Annotated in this window: 18 protein-coding genes and 1 pseudogene; 15 read left to right on the forward strand and 4 right to left on the reverse strand. The window is 48.2% G+C overall.

Going from position 1 to position 21,149, the window contains the following annotated elements; all coding sequences use genetic code 11:
* Positions 1 to 492 precede the first annotated feature (492 nt).
* The 8 genes from EKM89_RS06200 to citG all read left to right on the forward strand — a co-directional run bounded on the left by EKM89_RS06200 (position 493) and on the right by citG (position 8,917).
* Positions 493 to 1,635: an NAD(P)-dependent malic enzyme gene (locus EKM89_RS06200; RefSeq protein WP_125686785.1), complete on the forward strand. Its 1,143-nt coding sequence runs from the start codon at positions 493 to 495 to the stop codon at positions 1,633 to 1,635.
* Positions 1,636 to 1,662: 27 nt separating this feature from the next.
* Complete coding sequence (locus tag EKM89_RS06205) at positions 1,663 to 2,643, forward strand: AEC family transporter (RefSeq protein ID WP_125686739.1); 981 nt, start codon at positions 1,663 to 1,665, stop codon at positions 2,641 to 2,643.
* A 278-nt stretch (positions 2,644 to 2,921) separates the two neighbouring features.
* Entirely contained in the window at positions 2,922 to 3,992 is a 1,071-nt protein-coding gene (gene citC / locus EKM89_RS06210; RefSeq protein WP_125686741.1) for a [citrate (pro-3S)-lyase] ligase, read from the forward strand.
* Positions 3,982 to 4,275, forward strand: a complete 294-nt coding sequence (gene citD, locus EKM89_RS06215; protein WP_125686743.1) for a citrate lyase acyl carrier protein — start codon at positions 3,982 to 3,984, stop codon at positions 4,273 to 4,275. The genes citC and citD overlap by 11 nt, the downstream gene beginning before the upstream one ends.
* The gene (citE, locus tag EKM89_RS06220; RefSeq protein ID WP_125686745.1) at positions 4,275 to 5,189 is read left to right on the forward strand and encodes a citrate (pro-3S)-lyase subunit beta; all 915 of its coding nucleotides are present in this window, start codon (positions 4,275 to 4,277) and stop codon (positions 5,187 to 5,189) included. The genes citD and citE overlap by 1 nt, the downstream gene beginning before the upstream one ends.
* Positions 5,179 to 6,717, forward strand: a complete 1,539-nt coding sequence (gene citF / locus EKM89_RS06225) for a citrate lyase subunit alpha (RefSeq protein WP_125686747.1) — start codon at positions 5,179 to 5,181, stop codon at positions 6,715 to 6,717. The genes citE and citF overlap by 11 nt, the downstream gene beginning before the upstream one ends.
* Before the next feature lie 774 nt (positions 6,718 to 7,491).
* Positions 7,492 to 8,061, forward strand: coding sequence for a citrate lyase holo-[acyl-carrier protein] synthase (gene citX / locus EKM89_RS06235; protein ID WP_125686750.1), 570 nt, complete (start codon positions 7,492 to 7,494; stop codon positions 8,059 to 8,061).
* Positions 8,048 to 8,917: a triphosphoribosyl-dephospho-CoA synthase CitG gene (gene citG, locus EKM89_RS06240; RefSeq protein WP_125686752.1), complete on the forward strand. Its 870-nt coding sequence runs from the start codon at positions 8,048 to 8,050 to the stop codon at positions 8,915 to 8,917. The genes citX and citG overlap by 14 nt, the downstream gene beginning before the upstream one ends.
* A 731-nt stretch (positions 8,918 to 9,648) precedes the next feature.
* Here the strand turns inward: citG and EKM89_RS06245 are convergent.
* From EKM89_RS06245 to EKM89_RS06255, 3 genes are all read right to left on the reverse strand, one after another.
* Complete coding sequence (locus EKM89_RS06245; RefSeq protein ID WP_125686754.1) at positions 9,649 to 10,395, reverse strand: alpha/beta hydrolase; 747 nt, start codon at positions 10,393 to 10,395, stop codon at positions 9,649 to 9,651.
* A gap of 313 nt (positions 10,396 to 10,708) precedes the next feature.
* Positions 10,709 to 12,661: a PTS sugar transporter subunit IIA gene (locus EKM89_RS06250; RefSeq protein ID WP_125686756.1), complete on the reverse strand. Its 1,953-nt coding sequence runs from the start codon at positions 12,659 to 12,661 to the stop codon at positions 10,709 to 10,711.
* A gap of 109 nt (positions 12,662 to 12,770) precedes the next feature.
* The gene (locus tag EKM89_RS06255) at positions 12,771 to 14,819 is read right to left on the reverse strand and encodes a beta-galactosidase (protein WP_125686758.1); all 2,049 of its coding nucleotides are present in this window, start codon (positions 14,817 to 14,819) and stop codon (positions 12,771 to 12,773) included.
* A gap of 334 nt (positions 14,820 to 15,153) precedes the next feature.
* Between EKM89_RS06255 and EKM89_RS06260 the strand changes: the two genes are divergently transcribed.
* The 5 genes and pseudogenes from EKM89_RS06260 (at position 15,154) to EKM89_RS06285 (ending at position 18,984) form a co-directional block, all read left to right on the forward strand.
* Positions 15,154 to 16,152 carry a LacI family DNA-binding transcriptional regulator gene (locus EKM89_RS06260; RefSeq protein ID WP_125686760.1) on the forward strand — a complete coding sequence of 333 codons (999 nt, stop codon included), beginning with the start codon at positions 15,154 to 15,156 and terminating at the stop codon, positions 16,150 to 16,152.
* A 198-nt stretch (positions 16,153 to 16,350) separates the two neighbouring features.
* On the forward strand, positions 16,351 to 17,079 hold the full coding sequence (locus EKM89_RS06265) for a hypothetical protein (protein ID WP_125686762.1): 729 nt from the start codon (positions 16,351 to 16,353) through the stop codon (positions 17,077 to 17,079).
* Between the two features lie 579 nt (positions 17,080 to 17,658).
* A pseudogene (locus EKM89_RS06275) lies at positions 17,659 to 18,063 on the forward strand (helix-turn-helix domain-containing protein); the annotation flags it as partial.
* Positions 18,064 to 18,163: 100 nt separating this feature from the next.
* Positions 18,164 to 18,490 carry a hypothetical protein gene (locus EKM89_RS06280; RefSeq protein WP_125686767.1) on the forward strand — a complete coding sequence of 109 codons (327 nt, stop codon included), beginning with the start codon at positions 18,164 to 18,166 and terminating at the stop codon, positions 18,488 to 18,490.
* A 161-nt stretch (positions 18,491 to 18,651) separates the two neighbouring features.
* Complete coding sequence (locus EKM89_RS06285) at positions 18,652 to 18,984, forward strand: DUF5626 family protein (protein ID WP_125686769.1); 333 nt, start codon at positions 18,652 to 18,654, stop codon at positions 18,982 to 18,984.
* On the opposite strand, the gene EKM89_RS06290 is transcribed toward EKM89_RS06285, so the two are convergent.
* Positions 18,977 to 19,507, reverse strand: coding sequence for a helix-turn-helix domain-containing protein (locus tag EKM89_RS06290; protein ID WP_125686789.1), 531 nt, complete (start codon positions 19,505 to 19,507; stop codon positions 18,977 to 18,979). The two genes, EKM89_RS06285 and EKM89_RS06290, sit on opposite strands and share 8 nt — an antisense overlap.
* Positions 19,508 to 19,752: 245 nt before the next feature.
* Between EKM89_RS06290 and EKM89_RS06295 the strand changes: the two genes are divergently transcribed.
* On the forward strand, positions 19,753 to 20,418 hold the full coding sequence (locus tag EKM89_RS06295; RefSeq protein WP_125686771.1) for a hypothetical protein: 666 nt from the start codon (positions 19,753 to 19,755) through the stop codon (positions 20,416 to 20,418).
* Positions 20,403 to 20,780, forward strand: coding sequence for a hypothetical protein (locus EKM89_RS06300; protein ID WP_125686773.1), 378 nt, complete (start codon positions 20,403 to 20,405; stop codon positions 20,778 to 20,780). The genes EKM89_RS06295 and EKM89_RS06300 overlap by 16 nt, the downstream gene beginning before the upstream one ends.
* Positions 20,781 to 21,149: the final 369 nt, after the last annotated feature.

Consider the following 21,149-nt stretch of genomic DNA (forward strand, 5'->3'; position numbering starts at 1 on the left):
GATAGGAGCTCAGGGGTGTTTGGACGGTTCCGGACCTTTATCTGCCGGCCGGTAAGGCGATGACTGGACAACACTGCTAATCTGAAATTAAGTATACCATTTTAGCAATTAACCTGGCGTGTGTGTTCTATGTGGGCCTTGTGATCCATCATCCGGTTCGGGAGGTAAAGGAACTAAGGCGAGTGTTTCGGGTGCCGTGACGCAAGCGAACAAGCATAATTTAGCTGGACAGCCTGGGCGCTGGCCGGCTGATTGACGTCAAAACCGGTGAAAAGGTGGCTAAATGATAGAAATAAGTGGTAAATAGTTGATTTTATTTAAAACTCTCCCAAACTATTTTAACATTTAAAACTATTCTTTTTAAATATATCAAAAAATAAAATAAAAATTTGCAATATTTAAAATCTGCGCGTAAGATGGGACTTGTTAAAAGTTACACGAGTTATTTATAACGTAGAAATTAGATGTTGGAAACAGAAAGGAATGAACTTAATGGACAAGGATGAAATTGTTGAGCTCCATGAGGAAAATACGGGGGTTCTTGAGATTGGCGCCGAAATGGATGTCAAGAACAAGTCCGATCTTGGAAAGGCTTATACGCCGGGCGTGGCTCAGATTTCTAAGGCCATCGAACATGACCCCAACTTGAAGGACAAGTTGACGATGAGCGGCAAGCTAGTCGCCGTCGTCACCGATGGTTCAGCCGTTCTGGGTTTGGGTAACATTGGTCCTGCTGGTGGACTACCAGTGGTTGAAGGCAAAGCACTTTTATACAAGGATCTTGCTGGTGTTAACGCCTTACCGTTGGCCGTAAACCAGGTGCCGGTTGACGATTTCGTCAAATCCATTAAGAATTTATCCCTCTCATTTGCTGGAATCCACTTGGAAGATATCGCCGCACCCCGTTGTTTTGAAATTGAAGAACAATTGGCCGCACAACTAGACATTCCCGTTTACCATGATGACCAAGAGGGGACGGCCATTGTCGTTCTTGCCGGGCTGATCAATGCCGCCAAGGTCGTCAACAAACCACTGCAGGATTTAAAGATCGTGATGAACGGTGTCGGGGCTTCCGGTGTTGCCACCGCTAAGTTGCTTAACGGTATTGGTATGAAGAATATTACCCTAGTTGATATCGACGGGGTCGTTAAGCCCGATTCAGCTGGCTATAACGCATACCAAACTGGTTTGGCTAAACAAATTGGCTTGGATGTGACCGGAGATACGCTTGACGATGTTATTGATGGTCAGGACGTCTTCATTGGCTTATCTGATGCGGATGTACTCTCTGCTGACCAAGTTAAACGCATGGCCGCTGATCCCATCATCTTCGCTTTGGCCAACCCGAAGCCAGAAATCAATCCGCAAGTTGCCGCTGATGCCGGTGCCAAAGTGATTGCTACGGGTTCGAGTCAATATGCCAACCAAGTTAACAATATCCTAGTCTTCCCCGGATTGTTTAAGGGACTGCTTAGAAGTGGATTGAAGCGCGTGGATCTCGATATCGAAGCCACTGCCGCCAAAGCGCTTGCCAGTCTCGTTGACCAACCGACGGCCGACCGCATCGTGCCGGGTGTCTTCGACGAGGGTGTTGTTGCCACCGTTACCAAAGCTATCATGGCTGCCGCAAAATAATTTGTTGATAAAGGAAGTTTTAGTCTTATGAGTATTTTCTTGACGTCAATTCAGAGTGTCCTGGCAATCGTTTTGATGATTGCTGTGGGGTATTACGGCCAACAAAAAGGTTGGTTTGATGAAAAGTTCTCCGGTTCACTGTCAAAATTAATTATGAAGATTTCATTACCAGCTTCAATTTTCATGGCAATGATGAAGTTCTTCAACCCGACGAAATTAGCGACCTTGTCAACTGGGGTCATCTACACGATCATTTCCATTCTGGTTGGTTATCTGGTTGCTTGGGCCTTCGTTCGGGTCGTTAAGGTTCCTCGTGGACGTCGTGGGTTAATGATGACAGCGATTAACGGGGCCAACACCGTGTTCATTGGGATGCCCTTGAACGTGGCGCTGTTTGGACAAGTCTCTGTCCCTTACCTGCTAACGTATTACATCGTCAACACGGTTATTATTTGGACGCTGGGCGTTTGGGTAATTGCTGGGGATGACCCAACGGTTGAACGCGACGGCGGCAACAAGGCCAGCTTTGACTGGCATCACTTGATTCCAACGCCACTCTGGGGGTTCATTATCTCCCTGCCATTCATCTACATTCCGGGCTGGGAAAACGGCCTGATGAAATTGACCTTTGCCACCACGGCCTTAACGGACATTGGTGCGCTGGTAACACCGCTATCATTGATTTACATTGGGATTATGCTGAAACGCTTTGGGATTCTCAACATGCGCTTTGACGGTAACGTTATTTGCACCTTGCTTGGACGTTTCGTCGTTTCGCCAATCATTATGGCCATCATCATCTTCTGTGGTCTGCACGTCGGTGTTCACATGGGTAATGTATTCCAACAAACGCTGATCATTCAAGCGGCAACGCCATCGCTGGCTGTGCTGCCAATCTTAGCGAATACGTATCATGGTGATGTGAAGTTTGCGACAAACATCGTGGTGTCCACGTCCGTTCTCTTCATCATTGTCGTTCCAATTATCATGGTGCTCCAGAACCTCTAATTTTCGTCTTCGCTTGGCGGGGACTACTGTGGTTGTTGGTATAGACATGACGAGTTGTTCTTCTCGTTGTGCTCGGTGGGAATCATCGTGTAACCACGAAGGGTAGAGCGACTATGGCATAAAAGATAGTCATCACCGCGCTTCAATCACCGTCGCCACCCAGCACAAGCTTTAGCCAGAGGCCCGTTTCACAGGCTGAAGGCGGTCTCCATAGTGCGACAAAATCTACTCAATATCACGACAATTATAAGTAAAAAAAGAAAGTGGGGTGATCGCCCATCGAACAGGCAGTCCAAACGTTGAACTTAAATGACCCAGCCGTCTTTAAGGAGTGGCAAGAATTTCTTGAGTCGCTAGGCGTTACCAATTTTCAAGCCAACGAACGCCAACAGATCGACACGACCTTGGGCATGTACAATGAACGCGGAAACTTAGTTGCAACCGGTTCTGTGGCCGGCAATGTCTTGAAGTACATTGGCGTGTGCAACAAGTTTTCCACGCAGGGTAGTCACTTCAATTCAATCGTGTCGGCGCTGATGAACCTGTTGGCACAACGGGGCGTCTTTCACCTCTTCGTGTTCACCAAGGTCAAGTACACGACTAGTTTTCAGCACGTCGGTTTTCACGAACTGGCCCGTACCGACCTGGGCGTCATCCTTGAAACGGGAGACACTGGTGTTACCGATTACGTTCACCGCGTGGCGCAAGCTGCGGCCAAACAGAATTTGGCCACGGCCAGCAAGGTGGGGGCTATCGTGATGAACGCTAATCCGTTCACTCGTGGTCACCGTTACTTGGTTGAACGCGCCGCCCGTGAAAATGACCTGGTCTACGTCTTCGTGGTCAACGATGATGTGTCGTTGTTTACCACGACGGAGCGCTTGGCGTTAGTCAAAGCCGGCACGGCGGACCTCACCAATGTGGTCGTGGTCAGTGGTGACCAATACATGGTCAGCTACGTGACGTTTCCCGCATACTTCTTGCCAACGCAAGATGATGCGATACGTTACCAGACTACATTGGATGCCCGATTGTTCCGCGACCAGATTGCGTCTGCCCTACACATCACCACGCGCTACTTGGGCAGCGAGCCATTCTCGCGGACCACGGGTATCTACAACCAAGTTTTACAAACGGAGCTCCCACCGACAGTGACCGTCAAAGTCATTGATCGGCAGACCAGCGGCGATAACGTGATTACCGCCACTCAGGTTCGACGTGCGCTAGCAGACAATGCGCTAGCAACTGTTCGCAACTGGGTCCCCACCACCACTTATCAATTTATGCAGCAAAACTTAACGACGTTACAGGCTAGAATTCAGGAAGGAATGAACATTAATGGAAATTAAAAAGACTGCGATTGCCGGAACATTGGAATCGTCCGACATTCAGTTAATGATTTCGCAGGCCGACAGTGGTATTGCAATCGACTTACAATCAGACGTTAAAAAGGTTTTTGGCGATCAAATCGAGGCCGTTATTACGACCACGTTAAATGAGATGGGTGTCACTTCCGCTAAGGTCAAGGCGGTTGACAAGGGTGCTTTGGACTGTGTCATTAAGGCACGAACCATCGCTGCTGTGCAACGCGCAGCTGAAACGACCGCTACACCAGCATGGGAGGTGCTCTAATGGCTGAGAATGAAGAACGTTTACGCCGGACAATGATGTTCGTTCCTGGGAACAACCCGGCAATGGTCAAAGACGCCGGCATTTATGGCGCCGACTCCATCATGTTTGACTTGGAAGATTCAGTTTCCTTACCCGAAAAGGACGCCGCACGTTTATTGGTCTATGAAGCCTTACAGACGCAAGACTACGGCACCGCTGAAATGGTCGTGCGGGTCAACGGTCAGGACACGCCATTTTACGATAATGACGTGAAGGCCATGGTTAAGGCTGGTATCGATGTTATTCGTTTGCCTAAGGCAGAATCACCAGAAATGGTTCAAAAACTGGATGCCGACATTGCCGCCGCTGAAAAAGAGTTTGGCCGTGAAGCCGGTTCAACCCACCTGATGGCCGCCATCGAAAGCGCTAAGGGTGTCTTACGAGCCGCCGACATTGCCGCTGCTTCCGACCGGATGATTGGGATCGCCTTATCCGCTGAAGACTACACGACGGACATGAAGACCCACCGTTACCCAGATGGCCGCGAACTTGAATTTGCTCGGAACATGGTGCTCCACGCCGCCCGGGCCGCTGGTGTGGCCGCTTTTGACACGGTCTTCACCAACATGGATGACACGGAAGGCTTCTACCGCGAAACGGAATACATTCACCAACTTGGTTTCGATGGCAAGTCCTTAGTCAATCCACGGCAGATCCCAATGGTCAACAAGGTCTACGAACCAACAGAGGCTGAAATCAAGAACGCACGAAACGTGATCAACGCCATTCAGGAAGCTAAGTTAAAGGGTTCCGGTGTGATCTCCATGAACGGCCAAATGGTCGACCGACCAGTCGTACTCCGCGCACAACGGGTCATGAAGTTAGCTAAAGCGTCCAACTTAGTTGATGAGGAGGGTAATTATCTTGAAAAGTAAAGTAAATCGCGAATTACCAGATGATTTAATGCAAAAGCTTGATTACAAGCCATTTGAAACGACCGAAATTGGTCATCCTGAAATCCAACGGGTAGCACCTAAGGTTCACGTTTCGACCGGAGATGATAAGATTGTCGACTCCATCAAGCAAGTCGTTGCTGACACCGTTAAAGACGGTATGACTATTTCCTTTCACCATCACTTCCGGAACGGGGACTTCGTCTTCAATCAAGTGATGCGGGTCATCATCGATGCTGGCATCAAGAACTTAACGTTAGCCCCATCTTCATTGACCGGTGTGATGAACGATATGGTCATCGAAGCTATCAAGGCCGGGACCATTACCAACATTACCAGTTCTGGGATGCGGGGTTCCCTCGGGGACTTTGTTTCTCACGGTGGCTTAAAGAATCCGGTTATCTTCCGTTCACACGGAAACCGGGCACGGGCCATCGAACACGGTGACATTAAGATCGACGTGGCCTTCTTAGGGGTACCAAGTGCTGATCGGTTAGGGAACGCCAACGGGATGGAAGGTAACGCAGTCTTCGGTTCGCTGGGGTACGCGTTGATGGACGCCCAATACGCTGATCAAGTTGTCTTACTGACCGACAACATCGTCGATTACCCGAATACGCCAGCTTCCATTAAGCAAACGCAAGTGGACTATGTGGTCAAGGTCGACAAGGTTGGGGACCCCGACAAGATTGGTTCCGGCGCGACGCGTTTCACCAAGGACCCGAAGGAATTGAAGATCGCCTCCATGGTGAACGATGTCATCACCCACTCCCCGTACTTCAAGGATGGCTTCTCATTCCAAACGGGTTCCGGTGGTGCTGCATTGGCCGTTACCCGTTACCTGCGTCAATCCATGATCGACAATCAGATCACCGCGTCGTTTGCCTTAGGTGGCATCACAAAGCCAACGACCGACCTGCTAAATGAAGGGCTGGTCAAAAAGGTGATGGACGTTCAAGACTTCGACAAGGGTGCCGCAGATTCTATGCACACTAATGGTAACCAACAAGAGATCGATGCGTCTTGGTACGCCGATCCCGACAACAAGGGGGCCATGGTCGACCAGTTGGACGTCGTTATTCTGAGTGCCCTAGAAATCGACACCAAGTTTAATGTCAACGTCATGACGGGTTCTGATGGCGTCATTCGGGGGGCCATTGGAGGTCACCAGGATGCTGCTACTGGGAAATTAACCATCATTTCCGCACCGTTAGTTCGGGGCCGGATCGCCACCGTTGTGCCAGATGTGACGACCGTTGTCACCCCTGGGGATTCCGTCGATGTGTTGGTTACTGAATTTGGGATTGCAATCAACCCGAAGCGGACCGACTTGATCGCCGTCTTGAGTAACATTCCTGGTCTGCCAGTCTACAAGATCGAAGACCTCCAGAAGATGGCCGAAAAGCGTGTTGGTACGCCAAAGCCATTGGAATTCACTGACCGCACCGTTGCCTTGATCGAATACCGCGATGGCACTGTGATCGACACAGTTAAGGAAGTTAAGGACTAAGATCAGTTTTGAATGGTCGCACCGCTCCAGCCTATATCTACCGGCTGGTAAGGTGAAAAGAGCCATACTATAACTGTGTATCGTAAATAAATGAGAATAGCCATTGCGGCTGGCGACTTGGCTAGCTACAATGGCTATTGTTATTAACTGAAGGTTGAACGTTAAAATGTTCGTGTTACTCTCGTGACAGTAAGCATTATCACCGTTAAACTAGTTGAAATGGTCGCACTCCGGCTGTGGGGAACGCCTCCAGCCAAAGGACGGGCTTCTGGCTCGCCTGAAAGCCGCCAAGTTCGGCTGTTTTTCAGGGCATCCCACGATGTAAGTCGGGAACCCCGCCTAACATCGTCGACACGGCTAGCTGCATCCCTGGCCGCCTCCAGCTCAGATTGCACCCGTCAATTTCGAACGTTAAGTGCCAACCGAGTGCTGCATTTAGCGTGAATCAATAACGTTTCTATAAGACATGATCGATGTTGCCTTAGACCGCCTACGTAAGCCGAGAGGTCGGCAGATATGGGCTCAGGCGCGTCGTTCTACTTAGTCAGGGGGTGGTTTTCCCGCTGGCTTAGTAGAAAACCAAGCTTGGAGACTCGGCATTTTCGAGGCTTCAAGTTGTGTTCGCACCGATCCAGCCCATATCTGCCGGCCGGTAAGGCGATGGTTTGACAACGTTGCCCAATTTTAGCCGCAGTATTGCGGTTACAGTGGTCACACTAGGTGTTTTAGAGCTTTTAACCTTTAGTTGCTAAGAATAACGAGGAGGAATTTGTGATGACGACATCTATTTTTGAAACGGGAATGCCAATAGATATTGCGGGGGTACTGGCAAACAAGGATCGGCGGGTGGCCTTTCAGCGAGAAGCACTGCGGTCCGACCCTAACCAGACACTACTAGCAATCAAGCTAAATATTCCTGGACCAATTAAAAATAATGCGGCCATCACACAGCTCTTCAATCGCGGCGTACAGGAGTTTCAGGCAGCTTTAACGGCTAACGGAATTGTCGTGGAACAGCTAGCTGGTTGGGGAACCGTTGCCGGTAACGAATTGTTCTTACGGACGATCACGGCTGCAGCGGTGGTAAAAAAGGTAGCGGCAACGTTCGAGGATACGACAGAACTGGGCCGAATCTTTGATGTTGATGTGTTGGACGGCACCGGCCACTCTTGGTCACGGACTGAACTGGGTGCGGAAGCGCGCCGATGCTTCATTTGCAATCGGCCGGCTAAGGAATGTGCGCGGTCTCGCCGCCACAGTGTTGCCGACCTGCAAGCCTATATTGATGATATGTATCATAAGACGTTTGACCCAGAGGAGGGCATGACTCGTGACGACCACTAAACCAACTGAAACGTTAGCGACAGATGCGTTGCGGGCACTGCTCTATGAGGTGTCGGTCACGCCTAAACCAGGCCTAGTGGATCCCGCGTCTCAGGGTCCGCACCCGGATATGACGGTGTTTACCTTCATCGACAGCGCGTTGAGCCTCCAACCGTACTTCATGCAGTGTGTTGCGGCGGGAACGGCGTTTGCTGGTAGCGACCTGACCGACTTATTTAGTCAGATTCGGCCCCTCGGGGTAGATGCTGAACGTGCGATGCGCACGGCAACGAATACAGTGAACACGCATAAGGGCGCCATTTTCTCGCTAGGTATTCTAGTTACGGCCAGCGCGTACGCGGCGCAGGCAGATTTGGAACTGCGGGCAACGGTCAAGGCGATGCTGTATGGACTGACTGCGCACGACTTTGATGGGCTTACCGATAAGTCTGCCGACCAACTGACTGCTGGAGAAAAACTGTACTTGCGTGATGGCATTACCGGCATTCGCGGGGAGGCTGAGGCCGGGTACCCCACCGTCTTCGACATGGCGCTACCGGCGTTACGTCGGAGCACGGGAACGCTCAATCAACGGCTGTTAGACACACTACTGACCATTGTAGCTAACTCAACGGACACTAACCTGGTTAAACGGGCTGGTAGTGCGGACATCGTGCCATGGGCTCACCAGCAGGCACAAGATTACCTTGCGCTTGGCGGGAGTAAGACCACGGCTGGCTGGGCAAAATTGGTGGCGCTGAACCAGGTGTTCGAGCGCGACAATTTGAGCCTCGGCGGGTCCGCTGATTTGCTGATTCTAACTGTTTTTCTAGGCCTCCGTGAAGGCATCATCGACAACGACAGTTTTAGCCTGTAGGCCCTTCGTGAGGGCGACTTGAAGCCTTAAAAAGTAAGCCCTCAAGGTTGTTCCTAGCCTATGTCTGTGGCTAGTTGTATCATCTAAAAGGCCGTACCAGTTGAAAGTGCTGGTGAGGCCTTTTGAAGTATCGATGGCAGTTAGCTATGGTAATTAGGTGATTTAGTGAATTCTTCGATTTGCCGACCGATAGCTGAAAATTGAACGTTAAAATGTTCATGTTACTCTTGCGACAGTAAGAATTAGCACGGCTAAATTAGTGAAAACAGCCGCACTCCGGCTGCCAGGAATTCCGCTTGCTGTGGGAAACGTTTCCAGCCAAAGGACGGGCTTCCAGCTCGCCTGCATCCCTGGCCGCCTCCGGCTCTGATTGTGCACGTCAATTCCAATCACTGAATCTCAAGTGGTTGCTAAAGTTTAAGCATAATTCAATAGCGCTTCAAACGGCATGATCCATATTGCCTCAGACCAACTACGTCAGCCGAGAGGTCGGCAGATATGGGCTCAGGCGCGTCGTTCTACTTAGTCGGCAGGTGGGTTCCCTGCTGGCTTAGTAGAAAACCAAGCTTGGAGACTCGGTCCTTTCGAGGCTTCAAGTTGTGTTCGCACCGATCCAGCCCATATCTGCCGGCCGGTAAGGCGATGGTTGGACAACGTTGCCTAATTTTAGACCCAGTATCGTTGTGACAACAGTCGTAATGTGTGTTTTGGAACTTTCAGTCTTTCAACTTTTAATCTGCAATAAAGTTGGTGACTAACTGGAGCGTCGTTTCTCGAGCAGCACCATCTAACCCGTGGTCGGCGCCAGGAATAAGGTGGAGGGTGCTATTTTTATAGCCATCGTTGTATCGTTGCGAAGCCTGGTTGGAAACAATCTGGTCGGCGGTGCCGTGAATCAAGCAGACGGGGCCGGTGAAGTTCTGTGCGGTCTCATAGATGGGGAGTAGTTGGGCCGTGCGAAGATAAAAACCGCTTAAGGTCTTGCCATTATCCATTGGCAGTTGGGCGGGGATGTGGTGGGGATCGTAGACGAGGCCACGGGTGCGTCCAGCAATGGCGTCGTCTTTGAGAGTTGCGGCGGGGGCCATGAGCACTAGCTTGTGGATTAGATCGGGATAGTAGCCGGCCAACATGCTGGCCACGACGCCTCCTTGAGAATGACCGAGGAGGTCGATTTGAGCGGGGGCGATTCGGGTCTGAACGGCCGCCAAGACGGCCTGTGCGTCGGCAATCTCGTTGAGCACAGTCATATTGGCGAAGTCGCCGTCACTGTGGCCGTGACCGTTAAAATCAAAACGCACGGTGCCCACACCAATTTGTCGTAAACGTTGTGTGAGTTGGGCCAATAAGACGGTCTTTGAATAACCGCGGTCACCAGTAAAGCCATGCATAAGAATGGCAATCGTGCCATTAGGTTGGGGTGCTGGTTCGTAAATTCCCGCTAAGGTTAGACCATCACGGGTCACATTAAATTCCATCTTGAAGACCTCCACTTTTCATTGTTACCTTTTTAGAATACATAATCAATTATGATACACAAACGCCCTCACCTGCAATGTTAATCGGTGAGGGCGTTTAGATAGGGACTTGTGTTATGAGTGGCGGATGCCCGTGTGCCTAAAAGCTGTTGCGACACAACTGGACTTGAGACTTATGGGCTAATAAGGCTTAAGAACGGTCTTTACGAGCACGGTTCCAGTAGCTACGAACTAATTGCGGTCAAGTAGGCTTGAAAGGTCACGTGTGTCTACGATTCAAACATCGCTGGAGGCGACCAGTCCTAACAGTTAATTATTTTTGAGTAGTCAGAGTAACTTCGGTCACCGGTTGACCGTGTTGGATTGGACCATTGGTTAAGGCGGTCATGTTCTGAACACGAGCGGGTTGGGTGAAGAAGACGACCACGGTATCATCCAAGTCGGCTTGGTGAATACGTTCGGGGTCGAAGGTCATCAGTAAGTCATTGGCCTTGATCTTTTGACCGTCTTCGTAATGGGTGACAAACCCTTCGCCAAGAAGGTTAACGGTGTCAATTCCGACGTGAATGATCATTTCCACACCGGAGTCGGAGATGATGCCCAGGGCGTGTCGGGTTGAGAAGGTAAATTTAACCGTTCCATCAAATGGCGCAAACAGTTGATTGCTAGATGGTTTGATGGCAAATCCCTTGCCAGGGAAGCCATTCAATTCGTCTGGAATGGCGGTTAAGGCTTCGAGTTCACCATCGGCAGGCGCTAAGATAGTGGTTGCTTCAGTGGTCGTTACAGGTGTAGCGTCTTCTGGCGCTACGGCGATGTCACCCTTGGCTAATTTCGCTTGGAGTTCGTCGACGATTTCGGCGTGCATCTTTTCCGTGATTTTAACCTTGAAGGTAAAAATCAACAGGGCCAAGATGGCGCAGGCCAGTGGCGCATAGAAGGCAAATAGCTCAAACGTGTGAATATTGGTCGACGTCATGTCCTTAGCGGTAGCGCTACCGGTCATGCCGGCAACTAAGGCAATAGAACCGACGATCCCGTTTGATAAGGCACCGGAGATCTTATCGATCATTGGCCGAATCGTCAGGGTAACGGCTTCGTTCCGGTTCCCATTTTTTAGTTGGCCATATTCGATGGAGTCGGTCAGTGTCAAGACGGTGACCAGTTGGGCAAACGTAAAGTTGAAGAGAATCAGGCCAATGATGACCATGACGAGGTTTGTCCGAGCAGCAATCAACAGGATGTAAGAGAGAATCATGCTGATTTGACCGATGGTGAATAGCATTTTGCGGGGAATGAATTTATTGAAAATCGGGTAAAGGGGCGCCGTGCAGAAACCAATGATGGTAGCGACTAACCCGGCAATCCAGAATTCATTTGGCCGACCAATGACAAATTTGAAGAGGTAGTACAGAACCCCGTTGGTTGAGACGTAAGCGATCGAGTACATCAGGTAAGCCAAACTGGTCCAGAGAATCTGGTCGTTGTGGATGATACCCAAGAAGACATCCTTGATGCTGGTCTTTTCCTTAGCGGCGTCCCGAATCACATTTTGCTTTTCGGTCGTCCCAAAGGCAACGGCTAGAGCAGAAAGGATGGCGACGATGGCAATAATAATGGCGAAAGCGAGCCAGCCTTGCGGTCCCTGTTCATGCTTACCAGTAGCGAGAAAGGTGAAGAAAGTCGTAACGGGCACCACGATCATAGTCAGACCGTTCCAGCCAATCGATCCGGTAAAGGAGCCAAGGGCGGTAAAGATTCCCCGTTCCTTACTGTCTTCACTGATAGCGGGCACCATGCCCCAGTAAGAAACATCACAGAGGGAATAGAAGATGTCGAGGGCGACGAAGAGAATCACGAAGACTACGGCGAAGAGCAGCCAGTTAACCTTTGCTAAGCCAAAGATCCCGGTGAACAGGATGACCAGCAAGATGGAGCTGGTGACCCCACCAATGACTTGCCAAGGTTTAAATTTCCCCCAGCGGGTATTGGTGTTGTCGACGACATTCCCCAGGATGGGGTCAATGACGACTTCGGCCAGCCGAATGATGACGACTAATCCGGTAATGAGTCCAATAAGCTTACTGGCAATGGCTTTTGGCAGGTCAGCGAACATGCCGCTGGTCACGTAGATGATGAAGTACGTACTTAATGCGCCATAGAAGGCGGAGTGCCCCAAGTTACCAAATGAAAATGAAATCCGTTCGATCCATTGGCGACCCGTTAAATGCTGTTTAGCGGCGGCCGGTTGATTTGTATTTTCCATGATTATGCCTCATTTTTTAGTAAAATTAAGTAGCGGTCGATTGGTTGTAACTAAAGTTAAAGCTTGACGACCTCTCGGGTTACGTTGAGGTCGATGACAGCGCTAGTTCTTAGACCGTGTAGACCTTAACATCGAATGGCTTGAGTGATTGCGCACCGGCGGTCACGTTTTGGCCCGACAGGACTTCAGTCAGGGATTTAGTTGTTGTGACCGTGGCAGCCTTTTCACTAAAGTTGATGACAAAGAAGAACTGTTGGTGGTCCTTTTCCCGGACTTGAATAGAGACGGTCGGCCCCTGCTTTTCAATTGGCAAGTTGGGTTTTAGGCCAAACTTAGCGGTCAATTGGTCGTAGAAGTCTTCGAGGAAGGCCACTTCCGTTCGGGCAGCAACGTAATAGGCGGTCCCTTTACCACAAGTGTTCTTGGTCAGTGCGGAACTGCCAGCGAAGAAGTCATCTTGATACGTGGCTAGTGACTGGGCGGTGTCTACGGTGACCGTGTCAGCGTAATCGTTCACCACATAAGTTTTATCAAAGGCGGTCACGTGATTGTGCTGCTTGGGATAAAGGGTGGTCGTTTCTTGAAATTCAACGCCGTAAACGTCATGCAGAGCCTTGGGCCAGCCACCGAGGTAGGCGAGAAAGTTCTTGTCGACTAAGCCAGTCATGTAGGTTCCGACCAAGTGGCCGCCCTGCTTGACGTAATCCCTGAGCTTTTCGGTGAAGGCTTCACTCATCATGAAGTGCATCGGGTCAATGACCAGCGTGTAGGGGGTTAAATCGTCCTGCGTTGAAATGAGTTCAACGGGAATATCGTGTTCCCAGAAGTATTGGTAGTGTTCCTGAATGGTCCGCCAATACTTTTTAGTTTCATTTGAATAATTGCGTGAATCGTCGAGAGCCCACATATTGTCGTAGTCGTAAACGATGGCGACCTTGGCGGGTTGATGTTGCGTGGCCTTAGCCGGTTTTAAGTTGACCAAATCCTGACCAACCTGAGCAACTTCCTTGAAGATGCGGGTCTTGTCGCTAAGTTGATGAGTGATGACGGCACCATGGAACATCTCGGATGAACCACGGGATTGGTGTAGCTGGAAGTAGTTGACGGCATCCGCACCGTGAGCGACTTGTTGGAGCGACCCCATTTGATGCATGCCAGGTAGTTTAGCCCGGTTGTAAGGGTGCCAGTTGACTTGGGAAGGCGTGCTTTCCATGATCAAATAGTTTTGATGTTTGAGGCTCCGCATCACGTCATTCATGAGGGCGGTCTTCATTGCGAGGTGTGCAGTACTTTCGTAGTCGTTGGCCCAGTTCGGATAGGAATCCCAGCTGACGATATCGACGTGTTGCGCAAACTTTTGGTAGTCCAAATCGTAGTGTACGTGGGATTCGGGCGGGTTGCCACCCATGAAGTTCGTGGTGATGGGGATGTTGGGTGTCAGTTCACGTAGTGGTTTGATTTCGGCTTCATAAAAGTCGATTGTGCGGTCGGTGACGAATCGTTTCCAGTCAAGGTTCAAGCCTAGCAAGGTTTGATCACCCAGTGGAGATGGCGAATGAACCTGATCCCAGCTCGTGTAGGTGTGGCTCCAGAACTTAGCCCAGTAGGCTCGGTTCAGATTATCCAGTGTGTGGTATTTGGCCTTGAGCCAGTCGCGAAAAGCAGTTTGGCAAAGGTCACAGTAGCAGGATCCCCCGAACTCGTTGGAAATGTGCCAGAGAATCAGGCTTTTACGGTGGCCATAGCGTTCGGCCAACTTGCGGTTGATTGCTTGGACCTTCTGCCGGTAAATGGGAGAGGTGTAGCAGTGGTTGTGGCGTTCACCGAAGATATTCTTGGTGCCATCTTCGTTGGTCCGCAATACTTCGGGATACTTTTCTGCTAGCCAACGGGGCTTGGCACCACTAGGGGTGGCTAAGATTACGTGGCCGTTTTGTGCTTCAGCGCGGTCGAAAATGTCGTCTAACCAGGAAAAGTCAAATTTGCCTTCTGCGGGTTCAAGTTGGGCCCAGGAGAAGATGCCTACAGTAACGTCATTAATATTGGCTTCTTTAAAGAAATTAAAGTCTTGGTCGATAATTTCGGGGTGGTCCAACCACTGTTCGGGGTTGTAATCGCCACCGTGTAAGAAATCGCTTACATTTAATTGAGTTGTCATTTGTTTGATTGCGCTCCTTTGAGAGGATTTGCTTAAGTCCAAAGTAAATATTAAACTAAAAATTTAGTTAATGAAAGCGTTTAAAAATGGTAAACTAGTAAATGTTAGTAAATGAATTTCACGGCAAATTTAGCGATTTAGGTGATAACATTGTGGCCGAATAGGGTATGATGAAAAGGAGTCAGGGGAGAATCTCGGCTTTATTTACGTAAAATGCAAGCGCTTACGTTATCCCTTTTAGTAAATAGTTAAGGGGCGACGCTTAACTAGAGGAAAGACTAAGGACACTGCGAATCATTTTGAGGATTTAGAACGCAACAAGGGAGTGAGAAAATTGGCGACAATTAAAGAAATTGCTCAGAAGTCGGGGTATTCTTCAGCGACGGTATCCCGTTTTCTCAACGACGACCCGACCTTTTCTATTTCGGAGAAGGCCCAGCAACGAATCATGCGGGTGGCGAATGAATTAAATTACCATCACGAGGACAATGCGAAAAGTAGTCAGTACCAGATTGCGGTTCTCTTTTCGGTGGACCCGCAAAAGGAACTGGAAGATTCCTACTTCAGTAGCATCCGCAAGAATATCATTGCGGCGGGAAAGACGGCAGACATGGAGGTTCAGTTCTACCGACACGTGCAGGATATTCCTAAAAATATCGACGGATTGATTGCACTGGGACCGTTCACGCGGGAAGACATTCAGTTAATGAAGAAATTGACGGCCAACACAGTCTTTACGGACGTTAACCCGGATCCACACGCGTTCAATTCGGTCCAACCCAACTACGAGTCGATGGTCCACGTGGCTATCGATTCCTTCCGGCGGTCTGGCGTCACGTCGATTGGACTAATTGGTGGCAAGTTCTGGCATGCAGATTTTCCAGATGATCCGCGGACGACCTATTTTGAGAGCTATATGCGTGAGTTGGGACTGTTTGACGCTCGATTCGTCCTGATTGCCGAAGAATTCTCAGTCCACTGCGGCTATCAGATGGGATTGAAATTGGTCGGTCTGATGGACCAGCAGCCCTTACCGAAAGGCTTTATCGTCGCGTCAGATCCGTTGGCGGTCGGCGTACTTCAGGCCTTCAATGAAAATAAGGTGACGGTACCCGTAGATACGGCCATTATCAGTGTCAACGACATTGATATTGCGAAGTACGTGTCGCCACCGTTGACCACGTTTAGAATTGACACGACCGAAATCGGCCGGTCGATCATCAATACGTTGCGTGATGGCATCCTATTTCCAACGCAATCTAAACGCGAGATCCGGTTGGATTGCGAATTGATTCAGCGGAAGAGCTTTGTGGCCAAAAGAACTGAGGCATAAGTTGGTTATACTGCGGCTACCAGAAAATTTGCTTGTCGGCGGGGACGCCCCAAGGTCGTGAAAAGCAGCTATCTTTTCCCCCGAGAAACTAAGCCAACCCGTGATTGACACGCGCCTTAACTAGCAGCATACTAGGGCTTATTGGTTAATCGGGTAACTGGGTTAATTGAGGATTGTTTTACGGGGGAGAAAGTCAAAATGCGGTGGCAGAATTGGTTAAAGATTAGTATTATTGCAATTATTTTAGGCGCTAGTGGGATTTTTAGTAGCATCACAGCGTCGGCCAAGGTCAAACGAACGGCCGATGTTCCCGATAGTGCCCGGCTCACGACACAAGCTGCCCATTATGGCTATACCTTTCGTGGCTTGAAAGCACAGGTGAACGGTCAGGTCGGACTACAGTTGAGCCAGCGTCGCTCGGGCGTGCAGTTTATCTATTTTTTAGTAAAAGAAGGAACTACTGGCGCTGTAGCATCGGAACTGACGGTCAAACAGGGGAAAAAGCAACTGTACCAGGAAATTCTTCTCTGGCGACCAGCAAGTGGCGCAGACGAAGAGACGGGAACGCTGAAAACGCCGCAGCATACCAAATGGGGCGTGGTTTGGACCGAGTTGAGTCCGAGCAATATGGGCTACTATCGTCATGCTAGTGCCAGCCAATTACGTCAGGACTACCGGGCAACAGCGGGGAACGCGGCCTTAGTTGGTCAAGCTATTTTCCAAGATGCCCAATTGAACGAAAATATAAAGCAGGCCAAACAGGCACACCGACAATTATTTGTTTTCGATAAGGCAACCACGAAGTCAATTTCACAGATGACGAAGAGTTTCGACTATTTAAAGAAGCATCGGTTTGACTCGACGTACGCGATGAACGTGTATTTGAAGAATAAGCAACGACTGAATGGACTCAAAATTATCATGTAAAGTTGCTGCAAATAAAATAGGCATTCCAGATAGTCCTTATAAATCAAGGTGATTTTACTGTCCTCAAAAAGGACGGTTTGGCTATAACGCTCAAATCAAGTGGCGGAACTGCTTTGAGAATACCGAGTACTTCCAAAAACGTGTCAAAGACCGGTACAAGATCGAGGGGAAGAATGCGGAACTCAAAATCAAACATGGCTATGCGAAGAGTTGGTCGAAAAATTTCGAAGCCATGACGCTCCAAGGGAAAATTATGCTCTTCTGCGTAAACCTTAAGCGAATTCAGAAACTAAGTGGTGGAAAGTGAGATACCCGCCATAGCAAGCGAATAGGGCTTCAAACCTGGAAAACCACCAGATTTGAAGCCCTGTTTTTAGCAAGTAACTAAGAAACCGGTCAGAGGGTCTACTTTTTCAACAGACCCCTATATAGCCGTTCCCCTTTTATTTTTTGGACTTATGATTTGCGTTTATACAATCAATGGCGAATTTTATAATCAAGTTAGCCACTTAGAATTTAGGACAAAATAAATACACCAAGACGTAAATCTCAGGTATCATTGGAGTTCTCACACAAACAATGAAAGAGGTCTTCGTCTTGATGCAAGAACAGCTTACCATGAATCGTCCTAAGGGTCACCACTTAACTTTGAAAGAGCGCGGAAACATTGAGGTCTACTTCAATCACGACGAGTATTCTCGGCGTAAGATTGCCGAACTAATTGGCGTTAGCCCGCAGACCATAAACAACGAGATCAAGCGGGGTTTGGTGACCAATAAACAGCTGGTTAACGGTAAGGAAAAGTTCTATGAGATCTATGTGGCAGAGCTCGCTGAACAACGATATCACGAGAAGCGTAAGGTCTGTCACCGTCCTTGTAAGTTCTATCCGGTCCTCGACTTTTTAGCATTCTTTGTAGGGCACTTTAAGACTGATTGCTGGGCACCAGACGTTGCTGTTGGTCGGGCCCAAGCGTTGAGCCTCTAAGGATAGTTTGATAGTTAAAATATTACTGTAACGGGCCAATTATATCACGATGTGGCCTGATTGTCGGTTAAAGTAAAAAAGAAGTGAGTTGGTAAGTTTGAGTCTGAAGACAATCCGGGAAGTTGCGGAGCAGCAGTCTGTAAGCAAGCAGACAATTCGCAAGAAGATGGATGATGGATTTCGGCGCGATTATGTGTCGAAAGAGGGAAATAAGCTGTTAATCAGTGAGGCCGGAGTGGCCGAGCTGGTTAAGCGGCTAAGCGGAGTGGAAGATGGCACCGAAAATCGCAACTCACAAACGCAAACTGCAAACGCAACTTGCAAACCGCAATCGCAAACCGCAAACCAAGCTGAAAAAGTGGTAACGCAACAGGTGGGTGGTAAACGCAGCGGGTGGTTTGCGCGTCTTTTCGGCGGTAAGTAATTGGCTAAGTTTAAGGTAATCTATGGTAATTAAAAAGGGTGCTTTGATGTGAATCGGAGCACCCTTTTCTTGACGTAAATTGGACGTTCCCCGTTGGTAAATAGGGCGTTCCTTATGCCGCGTCACGTAAGGATTTAACCTCGAGTCAGGAGGTTAAATCTATGAAAAAATTATTTATTACGATGTTTACTTGTGCGGCAATTTTCTTTGGTGGTGGCGCGCTTCAGGCTGATGCGGCGACAATGAATGTGTCGCATGATTCTGCATTATCCTGGTCGGCCAGTTATAAGGTTGTGACGTCTGGTAATCAGATCAAGAGCGTTAAGGATGTGCAGGCGAGTGCCAAGATCGGCCGAATCGTTAAAAAGCATATTACTAGAGATTCTGCCAGTAAGGTAACGCTGCATATTACGCGAGCAGTTGGCGCAATTGTATATAAGGTTCATTTGACGGCGTCTGTTCATAATGGAAAGCTGACAGTGACGACTACTTAATTTGGTAGACAGTTGTGTTAGAGGGTTTTAGCCAAGTATCGCTGAGAAGGACGTATGTACTGATTAGGCTAATAATGATGACGAGTATGCTGACAAAGATTATTGTTTTGTAGAGACTATTGTATTTATTATTACGCCACATAACGTAGACTGGCATGAAAATGCCGACAGGTGGAATGATTGCGGAAATGATTGTCAGGATGATCAACAGAAGACCTTCATCAGTGTTTTGGTAGAGGTCCATGTTGATTTTTTTGAGTTGGACGCGTTTTTCTGCGATCTCGGCGTTATTTGTGTTGATTTGATCTTTTAATTCGGAGCTTTCTTTGAGTAAGTTGTCAATTGACATTTTATAGACTTCACTTAGTTGAATTAAGTTATCTAGGTCGGGGTAGCCTCGACCGTTTTCCCATTTAGAAATTGATTGGCGTGTGACGTGAAGAATGGTTGCTACTTCGTTTTGAGAAAAGCCTTGGGCGATACGTGCGTTTCTTAGTTGAATACTGAATTCTGCGATGGGTATCTCTCCTAGAAAATTATTTGTAGTTTTGTCTTGGGAACAATTGGAAGATTAAAATTGGACTGTTGGTTATTTCTAATCATACACTAAAAATAATATTTGGGATTGAATGTTGATATATCAAGGAATGTAACTAGGGGAAAACGATAAGCGTCTTTGCGAAAATGGTATGGGAGTGTACGATTTTGTTGTTAACGAAATACAGCTAATACGTATTAGCCCACTAAAAATATCGGAGTGAGCAAATAGTGAAAAAAGTAATTAAAGGAACTTCAGTGATTCTTTCTGCAGCTTTGTTAGGAGCTATGTTCGTTGAGTCGGGTATTGCTACTACAGTGGCACATGCGGATACGGTTTCTGAATCAACATCAGGAACGACAGGAACGTCGACTCAGGTGAAGGCTTATCCAAAATTTGTTTCTGAAGAACAAGCAGATCAAATTATTAATGATAATATTTCTACGCTAACTAGTCAGCAAGTTGAGGCGATTCAACAAAAGGTTAAGTCGTATGCGCGGACGACAGTTGATGGTAGCGATACGACTGTAAGTATTAGTGATGATGCTATGCAAACGGCCATTATGAGTGTAATTGCACCAAATACAGCTGTGATGCAAACGCGTAGTGGTAAAGGGACTACAAAAATTGTTTGGAATGGTGCCGCTAAAAAAGGAAATGTTGACATCTATATTAGTACTGGTATGTTGAATATGGCTAAAAAACAAGGTTTTGGCGTTCTGGCTCAAATCGTTCTATTACCACTTGGTGCCGTAGGTGGTGCGATTGGTGTTGTGTTGCGTATCGCGTTGAAGAGTAGTTTAAGTACAATTTTCGCTAAAGCATCTGGCGGATTTAAGAAGGGACGTGTATTCCACTTTAAGGGTGGTAAATATAAGTCATGGTCGTATCAATAAAAAAAATCATTTTAATTTTACTAAGTATTGTGCTCGCTGTTTTTACTGCGCTTAACTTTACATATTCGTTAGAGATTAGGGTAGTATTAGCAATCGTGTTTGTTTTAGCAAATGTAGTTTCATCGCTGTATGTGTTAGGTCATTGGAGACGGATTTGGAAGGACCGGAACAATAATACGCAACATTTTTGGGTTTTTGGCCTTATGGAAATTGTTTATGTTGGTTATACAGCAATGGCACCAGGACGACTTGATGGTATTTGGGACTGGGTTTGGATTGGGACTTCAAACTTGTGTTTTGCTGGTGTCGTGTTTCTAATTGCGATTGTGTTTATATGGGGAAAAGATAGGAAAGCTAAGTGAAGTTAAATGTTGGGTTCGACATTTTAAAATACCGAATTGTAGTCTTTACTATTGGTTGATGAAGTTGATATATCTATGTTTGTCATTTTGTAGCGTCCACGTTATAATAACCGTGGAATTACGGAATTAAACAGGATACACCAAGAGCCCCGACTATGGATGGTAGTCGAGGCTCTTGGTGTATCTAAAATGAAATTAGATAGGTGGGTTAGGTCGTCCATGTACATTACTTATGACGTCGGCGTTCTGGATGATGATTGGAACTGGGTGTCGAGTTGGTGAGGCGGCCAAGCTTACGGCAACTGACTTGACGGTCAGGCCGGATGGCATAGTTTGGATTTGGATTGTCGATGTGAAATGGGACAGCAA

Source organism: Levilactobacillus fujinensis, assembly GCF_003946335.1.
GTDB lineage: Bacteria > Bacillota > Bacilli > Lactobacillales > Lactobacillaceae > Levilactobacillus > Levilactobacillus fujinensis.

Excerpts from the sequence above, each read along its gene's own strand:
- EKM89_RS06200 (WP_125686785.1), top strand. The coding sequence starts at position 493 with ATGGACAAGGATGAAATTGTTGAGCTCCATGAGGAAAATACGGGGGTT.
- EKM89_RS06205 (WP_125686739.1), top strand. The coding sequence starts at position 1,663 with ATGAGTATTTTCTTGACGTCAATTCAGAGTGTCCTGGCAATCGTTTTG.
- citD (WP_125686743.1), top strand. The coding sequence starts at position 3,982 with ATGGAAATTAAAAAGACTGCGATTGCCGGAACATTGGAATCGTCCGAC.
- citE (WP_125686745.1), top strand. The coding sequence starts at position 4,275 with ATGGCTGAGAATGAAGAACGTTTACGCCGGACAATGATGTTCGTTCCT.
- citX (WP_125686750.1), top strand. The coding sequence starts at position 7,492 with ATGACGACATCTATTTTTGAAACGGGAATGCCAATAGATATTGCGGGG.
- EKM89_RS06245 (WP_125686754.1), bottom strand. The coding sequence starts at position 10,395 with ATGGAATTTAATGTGACCCGTGATGGTCTAACCTTAGCGGGAATTTAC.
- EKM89_RS06250 (WP_125686756.1), bottom strand. The coding sequence starts at position 12,661 with ATGGAAAATACAAATCAACCGGCCGCCGCTAAACAGCATTTAACGGGT.
- EKM89_RS06255 (WP_125686758.1), bottom strand. The coding sequence starts at position 14,819 with ATGACAACTCAATTAAATGTAAGCGATTTCTTACACGGTGGCGATTAC.
- EKM89_RS06265 (WP_125686762.1), top strand. The coding sequence starts at position 16,351 with ATGCGGTGGCAGAATTGGTTAAAGATTAGTATTATTGCAATTATTTTA.
- EKM89_RS06285 (WP_125686769.1), top strand. The coding sequence starts at position 18,652 with ATGAAAAAATTATTTATTACGATGTTTACTTGTGCGGCAATTTTCTTT.
- EKM89_RS06300 (WP_125686773.1), top strand. The coding sequence starts at position 20,403 with ATGGTCGTATCAATAAAAAAAATCATTTTAATTTTACTAAGTATTGTG.